This is a genomic window from Paenibacillus sp. 01T431, assembly GCF_056398625.1.
In genome coordinates this window covers 195,360-208,694 of record NZ_JBFTPT010000004.1, presented here as the reverse complement: position 1 = coordinate 208,694, position 13,335 = coordinate 195,360, and the positions used below count along the sequence as shown (strand labels likewise).

18 protein-coding genes and 1 pseudogene are annotated in these 13,335 nt (G+C 39.7%); 8 read left to right on the top strand and 11 right to left on the bottom strand.

Annotation, left to right across the window (positions count from 1 at the left end):
* Nucleotides 1-19: 19 nt before the first annotated feature.
* Both AC1DM9_RS08670 and AC1DM9_RS08665 read right to left on the bottom strand, forming a co-directional pair.
* Nucleotides 20-220, bottom strand: coding sequence for a copper ion binding protein (locus tag AC1DM9_RS08670; RefSeq protein ID WP_477579487.1), 201 nt, complete (start codon nt 218-220; stop codon nt 20-22).
* A 255-nt stretch (nt 221-475) separates the two neighbouring features.
* Nucleotides 476-1,036 (bottom strand): annotated as a pseudogene (locus AC1DM9_RS08665) (chitinase).
* Nucleotides 1,037-1,682: 646 nt separating this feature from the next.
* On the opposite strand from AC1DM9_RS08665, the gene AC1DM9_RS08660 reads away from it, so the two are divergent.
* On the top strand, nt 1,683-2,030 hold the full coding sequence (locus AC1DM9_RS08660) for an EamA family transporter (RefSeq protein ID WP_441875486.1): 348 nt from the start codon (nt 1,683-1,685) through the stop codon (nt 2,028-2,030).
* 77 nt (nt 2,031-2,107) lie between these two features.
* Nucleotides 2,108-3,022 carry an apurinic/apyrimidinic endonuclease family protein gene (locus AC1DM9_RS08655; RefSeq protein WP_477579485.1) on the top strand — a complete coding sequence of 305 codons (915 nt, stop codon included), beginning with the start codon at nt 2,108-2,110 and terminating at the stop codon, nt 3,020-3,022.
* 49 nt (nt 3,023-3,071) lie between these two features.
* On the opposite strand, the gene AC1DM9_RS08650 is transcribed toward AC1DM9_RS08655, so the two are convergent.
* Nucleotides 3,072-3,686, bottom strand: a complete 615-nt coding sequence (locus AC1DM9_RS08650) for a TetR/AcrR family transcriptional regulator (protein WP_076265770.1) — start codon at nt 3,684-3,686, stop codon at nt 3,072-3,074.
* 172 nt (nt 3,687-3,858) lie between these two features.
* Between AC1DM9_RS08650 and AC1DM9_RS08645 the strand changes: the two genes are divergently transcribed.
* Nucleotides 3,859-4,620, top strand: coding sequence for an SDR family oxidoreductase (locus tag AC1DM9_RS08645; RefSeq protein ID WP_430058767.1), 762 nt, complete (start codon nt 3,859-3,861; stop codon nt 4,618-4,620).
* Nucleotides 4,621-4,727: 107 nt separating this feature from the next.
* Here AC1DM9_RS08645 and AC1DM9_RS08640 read toward each other — a convergent pair whose 3' ends face one another.
* Nucleotides 4,728-5,102 carry a DoxX family protein gene (locus tag AC1DM9_RS08640; RefSeq protein WP_076265768.1) on the bottom strand — a complete coding sequence of 125 codons (375 nt, stop codon included), beginning with the start codon at nt 5,100-5,102 and terminating at the stop codon, nt 4,728-4,730.
* A gap of 249 nt (nt 5,103-5,351) precedes the next feature.
* Entirely contained in the window at nt 5,352-5,789 is a 438-nt protein-coding gene (locus AC1DM9_RS08635) for an RrF2 family transcriptional regulator (protein WP_477579482.1), read from the bottom strand.
* A gap of 259 nt (nt 5,790-6,048) precedes the next feature.
* Between AC1DM9_RS08635 and AC1DM9_RS08630 the strand changes: the two genes are divergently transcribed.
* The 3 genes from AC1DM9_RS08630 (at nt 6,049) to AC1DM9_RS08620 (ending at nt 7,214) form a co-directional block, all read left to right on the top strand.
* A complete protein-coding gene (locus AC1DM9_RS08630; RefSeq protein WP_477579480.1) occupies nt 6,049-6,231 on the top strand; it encodes a hypothetical protein in 183 nt (60 codons plus the stop codon).
* A 155-nt stretch (nt 6,232-6,386) separates the two neighbouring features.
* Nucleotides 6,387-6,674, top strand: coding sequence for a DUF6199 family natural product biosynthesis protein (locus tag AC1DM9_RS08625; protein ID WP_477512792.1), 288 nt, complete (start codon nt 6,387-6,389; stop codon nt 6,672-6,674).
* A 111-nt stretch (nt 6,675-6,785) separates the two neighbouring features.
* A complete protein-coding gene (locus AC1DM9_RS08620; RefSeq protein WP_430058757.1) occupies nt 6,786-7,214 on the top strand; it encodes a VOC family protein in 429 nt (142 codons plus the stop codon).
* Between the two features lie 83 nt (nt 7,215-7,297).
* On the opposite strand, the gene AC1DM9_RS08615 is transcribed toward AC1DM9_RS08620, so the two are convergent.
* Nucleotides 7,298-7,834 (bottom strand): DUF1697 domain-containing protein, encoded by a 537-nt coding sequence (locus AC1DM9_RS08615; RefSeq protein WP_477579479.1) that lies wholly within the window; start codon nt 7,832-7,834, stop codon nt 7,298-7,300.
* A 220-nt stretch (nt 7,835-8,054) separates the two neighbouring features.
* On the opposite strand from AC1DM9_RS08615, the gene AC1DM9_RS08610 reads away from it, so the two are divergent.
* Complete coding sequence (locus tag AC1DM9_RS08610; protein WP_477549393.1) at nt 8,055-8,348, top strand: hypothetical protein; 294 nt, start codon at nt 8,055-8,057, stop codon at nt 8,346-8,348.
* A 69-nt stretch (nt 8,349-8,417) separates the two neighbouring features.
* Here AC1DM9_RS08610 and AC1DM9_RS08605 read toward each other — a convergent pair whose 3' ends face one another.
* The 3 genes from AC1DM9_RS08605 to AC1DM9_RS08595 all read right to left on the bottom strand — a co-directional run bounded on the left by AC1DM9_RS08605 (nt 8,418) and on the right by AC1DM9_RS08595 (nt 10,638).
* Nucleotides 8,418-9,317, bottom strand: coding sequence for a hypothetical protein (locus AC1DM9_RS08605; RefSeq protein WP_477549394.1), 900 nt, complete (start codon nt 9,315-9,317; stop codon nt 8,418-8,420).
* Nucleotides 9,318-9,445: 128 nt separating this feature from the next.
* Nucleotides 9,446-9,784: a hypothetical protein gene (locus AC1DM9_RS08600; protein WP_477579478.1), complete on the bottom strand. Its 339-nt coding sequence runs from the start codon at nt 9,782-9,784 to the stop codon at nt 9,446-9,448.
* A 239-nt stretch (nt 9,785-10,023) separates the two neighbouring features.
* On the bottom strand, nt 10,024-10,638 hold the full coding sequence (locus tag AC1DM9_RS08595) for an acyl-CoA thioesterase (protein ID WP_477579477.1): 615 nt from the start codon (nt 10,636-10,638) through the stop codon (nt 10,024-10,026).
* A gap of 167 nt (nt 10,639-10,805) precedes the next feature.
* On the opposite strand from AC1DM9_RS08595, the gene AC1DM9_RS08590 reads away from it, so the two are divergent.
* Nucleotides 10,806-11,696 carry a LysR family transcriptional regulator gene (locus AC1DM9_RS08590; RefSeq protein ID WP_441875454.1) on the top strand — a complete coding sequence of 297 codons (891 nt, stop codon included), beginning with the start codon at nt 10,806-10,808 and terminating at the stop codon, nt 11,694-11,696.
* Nucleotides 11,697-11,732: 36 nt separating this feature from the next.
* On the opposite strand, the gene AC1DM9_RS08585 is transcribed toward AC1DM9_RS08590, so the two are convergent.
* Together AC1DM9_RS08585 and AC1DM9_RS08580 are read right to left on the bottom strand one after the other, a co-directional pair.
* Nucleotides 11,733-12,545, bottom strand: coding sequence for a helix-turn-helix transcriptional regulator (locus AC1DM9_RS08585; protein ID WP_477579476.1), 813 nt, complete (start codon nt 12,543-12,545; stop codon nt 11,733-11,735).
* Complete coding sequence (locus tag AC1DM9_RS08580) at nt 12,545-13,294, bottom strand: phytanoyl-CoA dioxygenase family protein (RefSeq protein WP_477549398.1); 750 nt, start codon at nt 13,292-13,294, stop codon at nt 12,545-12,547. The genes AC1DM9_RS08585 and AC1DM9_RS08580 overlap by 1 nt, the downstream gene beginning before the upstream one ends.
* Between the last annotated feature and the right edge of the window lie 41 nt (nt 13,295-13,335).

Genomic DNA, 13,335 nt, shown 5'->3' with positions numbered 1-13,335 from the left:
TCACCTCTTTTTTTCTCGATTAATGAACTTCATATCCTTGTTCTTCTATGGTTTCCTTGATCGTTTCAAGTGTTAGATTACTTTCGTCGAACACAACTTGAACCGATTCACTCGCCAGATCCACTTTTCCTTGTGCACCTATCGTCTTTAATGCTCCTTCGATGGAATTAACACAGTGATTACAAGACATTCCTTCAACATTTAATGTTACATTTTTCATTGTTCATATCTCCTTTATGTGAATCATTTATTTTTAACTTCGTATTGAAAATACAATGTTTAAGAAGTTTACTGCTCTTTCTCATAAATACACTATACCCCCCTACCGTATATTGTGTCAATTATTTTATCTATTTTCTTTCTATATTGTGTCATTGACCATTTGCTTACTCCATCTGAAACAGAGCAATTTGCACAAAATGCATAGTATGTTATCCATTTCGATTAATTCATTTAAAAGTTAAACTGGAAGAAATCAATAAAACGCTTCTAATCTAAGCACCATGATGGTAATGCCAAACCCTGGCTGCTTTAAACCTTTTGCAATATCCTCTTTCGATGGCTTCCATTTGTTCACGATAACATCATGAGCTGATGGCTAAGGCGCCTGCGGTGTCATCCAAAATAAAATAGCAATCATAAAACCTACCTTACCGTCCGCAGCTACGATTTCAGGATTGCTAAGAAGCACATTTTTGTCTCCATAAATAATAGAGCTGAACAAGCCGTAGTTGAAATTTCAACTCAACATGATCGGTCCACTTCCATAATAACGTTAGCCCGTTACGTCCGGATAGAGAGCACTGCTTGCTTCATCCACGAAAGCGGATTCATTTACACCCGTTCTTCCAGCAATATTTTCATTCCAGAACAGCCCCCACTTCAGTTCACCGCCAGGTGCTGTAGCCCAGCCTCCGCCAGTCTCATGTGCCAGATTGGCAAGAAATGCGGCGAGATCACGCTTACGATCTTTCTTAAAACCCTCCTTGAGGAATGTGCCAAAATCGATGACAACCGTTTCAATTTCTTTCTTCAAATTGTCTGGCGAATTAATCTCGGCCGAACGGGAGATCAGTGTCTCGATTCTAGCATCCTTATCCAATCTATGTATTTCCTGAGCGCTGTTGTCTCCTTTGCGTGTGCTAACTCTTAACTTAAGATTTGACACCTCAGTTACAACAGCGATCAAATGATCTTAAGAGAAATAATCCGATTGGTCTTCTTTAAAATTCTCCTTGCCTTTAGCTACTTTATACCATTCAGGAGAACCTAAGCGGTTTGGAAACAGTTCTTCGTATATTTTTTGAGGAAGAACTGCTTTAACCGCGTCTACAGCTTTTTCAGGCGTATATTCTGGATCAATTCCATCCCATACYCTTTCAATCTCCTTTAACGATAAAAAATGGTTTTCACCAACCGCAAGTGTGCTTCCTTTGTAAGTAATAGCATTATGAATCGAATGTAAATAGTTCTTACCTCCTGTACGAAAATGATTTCGTTGATTATTTATGATAATTATTTTAAAACAGCTTGATTTTTCAAGTATTCTGTCAGATTAAATCTTTATCATGGATAAAAAAGTTGGCTTCAGGAAACATTAATCGACGAAAGCAATCAAAGATTTTTCACATGCAATTCATAAAAAAACAAACGAATTTAAAAACAATAGTTGGAGGGTTCTTATGACTTACCTGTATAGCTTCGCGCTTTTATTTGGAGGATTATTTGTAGTTAATTTTATTTTTTCTTATCAAGGGAAACATATTGAGCCCCAATTTTGGTCAACTTTAAAGTTTCAATTGCTAATGTTACCCTTCTTTTTAATGGCTAATTTATCTATTGGTTATGGTGTAAAGTATGGTCTCAAATCTTCCGGGAATCTTAGCTTTACTTTAGTAGCCGCTAAGTGTTTGGAAATATTAATTTCGTTAATTATGGGGTACTTGTTTCTAAAAGAATTCCCCAATTGGAAAAACTGGGTTGGCTTAGTGATTATCGTTATTGGGCTGTTCCTCGTTAAACAAAAGTAGCCACTTCCATAAGAGAGAAAAATTTATGACTTCTATAACAGGAAAATGGGGTTTTCTGTCGAATTGTAATGACGTCTATGGAAGAGGAGGAGATTTTCATCAAACAATTTATGATCGGGCAATACGGAGGATTCGATGACCGTAAATATGAAAAGGATTTTAGAGATAGTTTTTATGGGATTGAAGCATGTTTGTTCCATACTCATGAAGATTACTTAAAGCTTATTGAAGAAGCAAAAAAAAGAGGTTTTCATATCGGAGTACATTTTCCTATGCGAGCTAATGCTTCAAGACTAAGAGACGCATTAATTTTATCCTTAGATGATAAGATTAGAACTGATGCATTCAACAATATCGAAGAAGAGCTGAATTATTTAGCAACAGCCCCACTTGATTATATTTTGTTCCATTATCCTAAACCAGTCCTATTGGATGACAGCGTCAACTGGGATACATGGAAATTTACGAATAGCACGGAATACATTTTAGAAAGCAATTATTGTTTTGAGCAATTTGTTGAAAAAAGCGAATACCTTTTCAACTGGCTTACGGAAAAAAGCGAGCAATATCATTTCACCCCATTACTGGAGTTTGACGCACTAAATAAGTATATCTATGATACGGATTTCTTGGAAAATTTGCTTTTAAAGTACCCGAAAATTAAGCTGTGCCTGGATACGGCAAGACTATTTCATCAAGAGAGTATAGATCCTTCGTTAGATGCAAGAAAAATATTTAGAAAGTATACGAAATATGCTGCTTCGATTCATTTGTCAAACATGCAAATTACCGATACCATTCAAAATAGACATCATCCGGCACTCCCCGAACTCAGTCCCGATGAGGGATGGGCACCGATAGAAGATTATTTGAACATTATTAGAGAAGAAAATAATAAAGTAAGGATCATGTTCGAGCACAGGTCTGATCGTATTAGCGAACAACAATTAGAAAGCTGTTATTTATGGGTAGACAGCATTCTCAATAAATAAGATTCACCTATAAGCTGCCATACTAATTAGAGGCAGCTTTTTAATTGCCTTATGGAATGACATATGTCCGCAAATTGAAAACCTGACTAGAAGCCATCGTTATTTTCAGCATCTGCCGTGAAATTTCTTCCTCGGTTTGCCGCATGCCATTTTGCAGCCAGTATTTGTATATTCCTATAGCCCCTCCAACAATCCAGTTCACAAGCAGGTCCGATTCAATTTCCGGATTCTGCTGCCCCATCCGGCGTACTAATTGAAGCAAAGATTCAAACATTTGATCATGAAGTCGATCCGAGAAGTTAAGAACGCCATTTCCAAGCAGCATGATGCTATAGAAATCGGAATGTTTTTTTATATGACCAACGGATAGCCTGATCGTCTTCATATATTCAATGGACGGTCGCTTTGACGCTGGAAATTCTGTAACGCCTTCAATAATATCGGCGTATTCAGTTAGCACGTCTTCAATAAGCTCCATAAGGAGCTCATCTTTCGTTGAGAAATGATCATAGTAGGTCACGCGGTTTACACCCGCTATTTCTGTAACTTCTTTAATTTTTATTTGGTTATAGCTTTTGACAGCCATCAGTGATAACAGCGCTTCTTTGAGAAATGTACGGGTGCGGACACCACGTACATCTAAGGTATTGTACACTTTTGTCATTTGCTCAGCCCCTCGTTCATTCACATGCTTGTTGAACTAATTTATACCTTAAACGACATTTTGACTCGAAATGTCATAGTAATAATCACTTAACTTGTTATCCTAAGTATATACGACAGGACGTCGTCAAATAAAGAAAGAACCAATCTGCCTAGTCGAGAGGATGATACAAATGAAATTACAAGGAAAAACAGCCGTAATCACAGGCGCAGCGTCAGGTATGGGCAAGGAAATGGCATTATTATTCGCACAAGAAGGTGCTCAAGTAGTTGTAGCCGATATTAATGAAGCGGCAGTAACTTCTGTTGTTGAGGAAATTAATTCATCTGGTGGACAAGCCAAAGGCGTAGTTACAAACGTTACAAAGGAAGAAGACGTTGCTCGAATGATTGACACTGCAGTAAATGATTTTGGCAAACTTGATATATTAGTAAATAATGCAGGTATTATGGATCAAATGCTGCCCGCAGAATCCGTAACCGATGAAATGTGGAACAGAGTAATGGACATTAACGTGACTGGTCCTATGAGAGCTATTCGCAAAGCTATTCCCCTCATGACGAAGCAAGGCCATGGCGTCATTATTAACACAGCCTCTGTCGGCGGTCTATTTGGTTCACGCGCAGGCATTGCTTACACGGCTTCCAAGCATGCTGTTGTTGGCATTACCAAAAATGTAGGGTTCCAATATGGCAAGCTCGGCATTCGATGTAATGCTATCGCGCCTGGCGCTGTTGCTACAAACATTGGTGCAGGTATGACACATGCTGATCCATTTGGTATCGAACAAGCTATGGCTGGTATGTCCTTACAACGCGGAGAAGCGGCAGATCCGAAACAAATTGCGAGCGTTGCTTTATTTCTAGCTTCAGATGATTCTAGCTTTATCAACGGCACTGTAGTTACCGCAGATGGCGGTTGGTCAGCATACTAAAACACTTAATGAACAGCAAAGGAGCCATCACTTGTGATGGCTCCTTATTTTGTTATTCACAATAGAGATGAAGATTACGAAATTATGTTTACTCTATCTAGTACTGCTTAGTTAAACCCAGGAAAATCAGATAAATCGGATAGTCTTATAAAAAATAGTACAAAAGATAAAACACCTACGAGGATGATCGGGAAAGTTTGTTTGAAAGAATCTTTTACACGTACATGAGTTAATGTACCTCCGATAGCTGTAACGCCAAGCAATAACGCGCCAGCTGCTGCCCAGCTGTGCTCCCAGTATCCAATAATTAAAGCAATGGCAGCGATTAATTCAACGACACCTGTTACAACTCGGAACCATTGCGGCAAGCCCCATTGTTTAAAGCCGTCAACATGCATCTTCGACCCCGATACTTTACCGAATCCCGCCATCAAAAACATCAAACCTAATAGTCCCTGCAATACCAACGCTAATATTTCCATTGTAGACTCTCCTTTTTTCTCGTTTAATGCAACCTATGAAGGCACACTATAAAACAGACTATTCTTTTCAAATATTTAATGCTTACTGTTGTTATTTCCGATTTAGGTCATACCCCCATAATCTTCAAAGTTAACTGTGCTTGCCGCAAGCACATATAATACAAAAATAAAAGTGCAGTGTTAACTGCAACTCATTTAAGCACATTATAATTCGTTTCAAAACGTTTGACTAGTACTTTGTTGAAAAAATTAAACGACAAAAAAATCTACACGTTCCATCACATCATTAATAGTATACTGTCGAAGGTAATCAATCGTTTTTTGCTCAGCTTCAAACAGAATTTTTTCCAGCTCTACGTCCAGTTTATGGCCTGTTTCTCCACAATTGCCATCACCTTCTGGTTCAGCTGAACATGTATTTACTGCCGCGTAAATGTCGCCTAATGTAATTTCATTCGCTGTTTTTCTTAAAATATATCCGCCTTCTCTACCGCCCTTTGACTCCACAATGCCGGCTGCCGCTAATGCTTGCATAACTCTTCTCATAAAAGTTGCATGCGAATTCACCTGATTTGCAATCATCGCACTTGATAAGATGCTGCCGCTCTGCGCTAACCAGACAATGGAATGAACCGCTATTTTAAATCTAGGAGGTCCGATATTAACTCCACGATTTGCAGTACTCATATCAATCACTCCTTCAGCCACTTATGTGGCTTAAACATCATATTATGAATTGTATTTCTATTAAGCACATTATAAAGTAATGCATTTTCATGTTCAAGTTTGTCACCCCCAAGACAGTCATACTTCTTTTTCGCTTCTGTCTAACTTATAACTAGGCTTATGACATGATTCATTTAGCTAGGTAACAAACACCCAATCAACAAATACCCATCCAGCATAAATTACACAGTACACAGAACGTAAGGAGGTGCAATGAAAAATGTCTGGTCACGTTGGTGGAGCTTTCTCGAGCTTAGGGATCATCTTAGTCCTCTTTATTCTCTTGGTGATTATCGCTTGCAGTTGCGGATTTGGCGGAGTTGGCGGAGTTGGCGGATACGGTGGATATGGTGGATATGGTGGAGTTGGCGGAGTTGGCGCTGGTCATGGTAAAGGATACTAAAAAGAAGGTCTAACCCGTATCGGTGCGAGTATATAGACGTTTATATTATCCACAAGGACCATTTCGTGGGCCTTGTGGTCTTCCTTTTTCCATTACATAATTCAATATTAATAAGGAATTTATTCCATTTTATTAGTCTGCTGTAGCCTTTTATCATGTACAATAAAAGAAATAGCGATCAACTATTTTTAACTTTCTTAATTCCTTCATTTAATCGCGAATACACAAATAAGGGGCTGATTCTTGTGGTATTGTTTGCTATCCTTTTTGTCATCATTGCATTCCTTAATATCTTCTTCCCTAAGTTCGGTTGGTACATGAGATACGGCTGGATGGTTAAAGGAAATTCAGAACCTAGCGATGCTTACATACTAATGAGCCGGATAAGCAGTATCATCATTCTTATTGTTTTTCTATTTGTCATCCTGCCTAATCTTTTCTAAAATAACATCTTAAATTTTCAAAAAAAATTTGATTCCAGACCATCTAATGATACAATTGGAATGAAAATATTGGAGCAATAATGAGCCAATAATCATGAAGGAGTGAATAARATGGCAGTTGATGTTTATTTGAATTTCAATGGGAATTGTCGTGAAGCGGTCGAATATTATGCGCAAGTGTTTGGGGCTGAAATTACAAATTTCACTACTTTCAGCGATATTCCACCAAACCCAGAATATCCCCTTCCTGAGGAAGCAAAAAACTTAGTCATGCACGCTCGCTTAAACATTTTAGGCAGCAATGTTATGTTTTCTGATGTATTCCCTGGAATGCCCTTTATTGAAGGAAACAATATAAGCCTTTCGATCGTCAGCAAAGATAAAGATGAAGTAACATCACTATTTCATAAGCTGAAGGAAAACGGTACGGTCCTAATGGAACTCCAAGAAACGTTCTGGAGCAAATGCTACGGCCAAGTAAAGGACAAGCTTGGCATCTTGTGGCAACTGAACGTTGAAGATGAGGCAGCTAACGGCTAACAAACATTAATGTTAAAAAGGATCGGGTCTATTCTTTTTATAAGAATAGTGCCCGATCCTTTTTTTTCGCTCAAACACTGTACTTATTTTAAAGCTTTTGCCATCGCATCAAGCTTCATAATTGTTTTCCAGTTTCGAGCTGTAGCTGGCAGTAAATTTTGAAATTTTTTGGGCAGCTTGGAATCAAGAATACTGTTTCGATAAAGCACATAAATTTCTTTGCCGCTTATGTAATATTCATCATTGCCTAGGTCTACATCAGGCAGATTATTAATTTGTTCTTGTGTAGGCGCCTCTTTTAATAAAGTGAGATGTATACTCTGACCTTCGGTCAACTCAGCCGCATTGAAAGGTGATTTATAAATAATGCTTACAAGTTCATCCGACGTCCTCAGTATTACAGCGATATTAAATCCAAACACTTCACTAATCTGCTTCTCAATTGTCTCTTCTAGTTTGTTTGCATTCTCGTTTGATTCGAAAATGACATTCCCGCTGTTAATATACGTCTGCACACGTGCAAAGCCAAGCTCCTCAAACATTCGTTTAAGCTCAGCCATTTTTATCATATTATTGCCGCCAACATTAATTCCTCGTAAAAGCGCAAAATAAATGCTCATCTACAAACATCCTTTCTTTCAGCTGCTGATGTTATTTGACATTTATAGTATAACTGATTTCACCATATATCAAGTACGCCATTATTCGTCAAACAATCCTATAAATCGTTCCTACCGTTTGACATACTTTTCTGATAAAATCGTATATTCTTGTCTTGTTCTTATGCGAGCATACATGCTAATATGACAATTATTTTTATAAAGAAAGAGGAGATGAACCATGTTGATCAAAAAGAAAAATGATATTGCATTTATTTTAGAAAACTTCAAGCAACTCGCCCAGTGGGATGCAACCGGTCAAAAATTTTATTTTGTATTCGCAGATCGCAAACGTGGAGGACAGTGGACTCTAATGAATAACTGTGAGGATCGATTCAGCGTACATGGATTAGGTGAAGATTACATGGATGAGCAGGAGCATTTCTTTGATGAGTCAAGCCAAATTCACTCATTCTTATGGGAAAATCGTGCTGCTTTTAATGCCGCCTTAAAACCTGCCACGATGTGCAGCTAGACGTAGATTAACATAAATAACACAAAACACACCTTTTTAAGCGTGTGTTTTGTGTATTGATTCTATAGATTATTTCTTAAAGCTCAGCCGCTGCTGAAGCAGCGCAGCAAGCTCCCCCGCATCATCCCATATCATTGGCCTAATGGACTCCGGCTGAACGCACAGCTCCTCCTCCTGTGTGCTATTCATCGTCCACACGACCTCAACATTTGCGCCAAGCGCATACCCAGCTGCAAAATAAACCTCCGGTGAATGGCTTGTAATATCCGCAATGATAAGCTTGCTTTCAGCTAGCTTCGTTATGGAATGATTTTCATTGCCGCTTGTATCTGATTGTTGAAACATAAACGGCAAATAACCAAACTGCTCTAATTTCGGAAATACATGCTCAAACCATTCCGCTCGCAATGGCTGATTGTCTGGGAGCAGCACACCGCAGGTTTTCAACTTCCTTCCCCCTGCTCTTGCTGCTGCTTCGTTCCATCCCTTCTCCGTAAGCTTAAAAGTAATCCCTTCTCTAACAATCAATTGAGCTTCCCTTAGTTTCTCCACAATGTACACGAGCTCTTGCAGGTTTGGAGAATAAGTTAAATTAAAATTTTGCGAAAGCGGCTGAATGACGATCGGTTGTCCAGGATCATCGGAATGACGATATAAATATTGAAGAAGCCGTGCTTCTTTATCTTCAATTGTAAGCGGAATATGTGGTGCTTTCTCAATCGTTTCCAAGTCATCAATTGTAAGAGTAATCTTTTCACCACAATCTAATTGTTCTCTAATGTACCCCGATATAATGGGAAAACGTTTATTTTTTATAGGATAGGACAATGAGTTAATAGCAAGGTAACTATCTCTTAATAAACTGTAATAACTTCCCGGTGCGCAGTTGCAGCCCAAATAGCGCTCATACTCACCTTTTTGTTCGATGGGTACGATCTCAGAACAGAACAAGCAGCGTTTCTTTTCCATGATCATATAACCTCCCTGTTTACATATCTTTCGCATATCTTATATGAATTCAGGGGCATAACGTCATTAATATTTATTAATATGGCTGGTAATATTTTCTGATCATCCATTTCACTGCTTTGCCTATACTAATCTACATGTCTATTTCCGCACTTATTCTGCTTGCGTTCTGCGCATCGTTCAGAACGATCTTCCGAGTAATTAGCTTGTTCACGATTTCGAATCATGCGGTATAATGCCTCAGTTTCCCCATTCCAACATTCAATTTCACGATAGATGTCCACAAGTGGTGGCGGCGATTCTTTTTCATATGACCACTCACTAAATATTTCGGTTTCTCGCCTGTCTATTCGATATTTATGATCACCTTGTGATAAAAAATGCGAGTAGCCGCTAATTTTCACAATAACATGAAGAATCAACGCAGAAACAAGCATAACCATTCCGGATTTCACATTATCCGTCAAGCATAGCACCAGAATAGAGAACAAAATTGCGGGGAAACTAAAAAGAAGCGAAAAAAGATGAACGATCAGCTTCAAAAATAAAGTCCCTGCATTATGCATCGCATGCTCCTTTGAACGAATTTTTGCTCGTTATAGGATATGCGGCAACAGGTTATCCTTATTTTCAAAACAATTTACCACCTTGAATAAGAAAAACTGCTGTAATCAATTACAGCAGCTTAGTGAAACCAATTATGCGTTTACCAGTCCGAACCCCAAGCAGATTCGTAACCTTTATTAATGGAATGCTGTGGGACTGATTTGGATTGCGCTTCTTTAAAAGCATAATCTGTTCCCATGTAGTTGGCAAAATGCTTACTCTCTTGTCTTCGTATACGTCTTGCCTCTTTCCTATCTGGTGCAGTAGAGTACAATAGCCGCTCTTCATCTGATTCGGCTAATACGCCAGGCACAACCGTTGGTTTATCGTCATCACCTAATGCAACAAACGTCAGGAATGAGGTAGCGCACACCTTGCGACCGCCTGTAAGCAAATCCTCCGTCACTACTCGGACAAACACCTCCATAGACGTTTTATGTGACCAAGTAACGAAAGCTGATAAACTAACTGCATCGCCTTTTCTTACTGGATGAAGAAAATCGACGGAGTCCGTAGAAGCCGTAACGACGGGACGACGAGCATGCTTCGTTGCGGCTATCGTAGCCACATCATCTATATATGCCATAAGCTTTCCACCAAAAATCGTTCCGTGATGATTGGTATCTGGCGGCAGAACAATCGATTCCTTAATGGTTAGTGATGCTGATGCTGGTCTTGATGATAAAGGGACAACTAATTTTTCTAATACGTTCATGGTAACACCTTTTTTCTTCATAAAATTTTTCGATAACGCTAAGTTTACACCCATCTTATATATAGGTAAAATACATATATCGCATAGTTTTCATTCCTTTTCACTATAGGTGCATATAAAGCAGATTATCGATTGATTCCTGCTCTAAAGCTGAAGGAGCAATATAAATGGATCTTAAACATTTAAATTATTTTGTCGCGGTTGCTGAAGCGGGCAGCTTTACACAAGCCGCACGCAAGCTGCATGTAACCCAGCCCTCATTATCAAAAATGGTACGGTTGCTTGAAGAAGATCTTGGTGCACAGCTGATAGATCGCTCCTCCAAGCAGATCGAATTGACGGATGCTGGCCTATCGATTCTCCGTTCAGCGAAACAGATTATACAATCCTTTGAGGATATGTCGAGTGAACTTGAGGAAGTTGTAAAATTAAAAAAAGGAACGCTGCGCTTAGGCATTCCTCCCATGGTAGGCGGATATTTTTTACCGCTCATTATTGAGAAATTTTTGTCTCATTATCCGCAAATTCGATTGCATGTCATTGAACAGGGCGGGAAAAGCTTGGAACAAGATATTCTCCATGGAGAACTGGATTTCAGTATGGTCATTCTTCCCGTTAAGGACGTGGAACGGTATCATGTCCTTCCCTGCATCAACGAGAATTTACGCCTTGTTGTTCATGCTGAACACAAGCTTGCTGGTCAGAGCATGATTGAGATGAAGCAGCTAGAATCAGAGCCATTTATTATGTTTCGCAAAGATTTTACGATCCATCATTTAATTAAAGAACATTGTGAAGCAGCAGGCTTCGAGCCCAAAATCGTGTTTGAGAGCTCGCAATGGGATTTCATGACGGAAATGATTGCAGCTAAATACGGTGTAACGCTATTGCCTGAGGGCATATGCCGACAGCTGGACAAAAAACGTTTTGCTTCGGTTTCCGTTGTTCAGCCTGTAATCCCATGGCAATTGTCGATGATATGGCGCAAAGACAAGTACTTATCCTTCGCTTCGCGCGAATGGATTCGTTTTATAGAAGCAGAGCTTCAGAAGAAATAAGAAAAAAAGTTCGCAGGATATTCACTGCGAACTTTTTTATGCTTTTTCGATTTGATTGCCTTTCCATGAGAACTGCCTTACTTCGGTTGGTGTCTTCCCCATCTGCTTTTTAACTATCCTTGCAAAATGGAAGGTTGATTTGAAACCGCATCTAATTGCAATCTCAGTAATGGATAAACCAGTATGGGTTAAATATTCAACAGCCTTTAACACCCGATAATGCCACAGGTACTTAATCGGAGTCGTTTTTTCGCTCATTCGAAACAGTCGAACAAGATGTTCTGGCGAGACTCCTGCATGCTCCGCGAGCATCGTCAAAGTTATCTCCTCGTGGTAAGTACTGTGAATCAGACTTTTCGCTGTTAAAATAGACGGATGAATCTCCTCAAGTGCTCGAGTCCGCGACATTTCAGAGACATATAACAGGATCGCTGACATACCCAAGCTGCGAAGCAGATCACTTTCGGATGGATGAGCATATTGCACAGAAAGCATTAAATCTGTTAATCGATTCATCTCCTCCGAGATGCGCTGACATAGCGGAAGTTCCTCGAAGTAATCTTTTTCCGTCTCGGATAAGTCCTCAATATGAATAGATATCCAGCGATGCCAGGTTTCACCCTTGCTCGAAAATGTAAACAGTTCATGGTGCCCAGGCTTTAGCAGCACGACAGACCCAGGCGTTATCTCATGAACTTCATCATCAATCTCAATGCTCATCTCGCCCGAATGCAGCAGTACGAGCTGTATATCCTCTTGTACACGAGGGCCATAACGACCGTTAGCCGGATAAATAACTGTGCCTGCGTAAGCCGATTTGATTCTGTTGAACGATACGGAATTAGCCATTAAATCAACGCATATTTCTCGCGCAGATCTTCACGCAATGTAACTGCTGAATCCTCACGAATGTAATGACAAACATAAGAACGACGCCAGCGGTCCGTGCTCCGATTACGGTTAGAGGAATGAATTAAAAGCTCATGGAAGAAAAGAATATCTCCTTTTTCCATAATAACAGGAATCTGTTGATTTAAATCGATGCCTTCTGTCTCGTCCGTCCATTCTTCATGCTCATCGACATTTTTCACCTTGCCATGCGGCAGAAGCCCAAGCTTATGCGTCCCAGGAATAACCCATAAGCAGCCGTTTTGTACATCTACCTGCTCTTCCATCGCAATCCAAGCGGCAACCATGGTCATTGGATCGTTTTTGATATAGTAATAATCCTGATGCGCAGCTTGACCAGGCGAACCCGGCTCTTTATAGAAGAACATACTTTGCACGCAAACAGCCTCCTTCTCCATCAACTGAGCTAGAGCACCCCTAACGATCGGAAGCTTCATCACTTGTCGCGAGAAGCTGTCATGCTGGTGCGGGTTGAACAGCCGAGTAGAATAGCGTGCTTTCTCGGAGGTGCGTGCCCAATCCGGCGTTTCATCAAGTGGCGTAGAACGCAGTTCATAAATATGTCTATTAAAAGCATCGATTAAATCCGCACTGCAGCCTTTTTTAATAATAACAAATCCGTCTTTATGATATTGCTCCAGTTGTTCTTTAGATAGCGGCTTTAATAGTTCCCTTTGTGTTGTAAGCATAATGATAATCCCCTCTCCATTATTCGAGTGTGATTGACGCA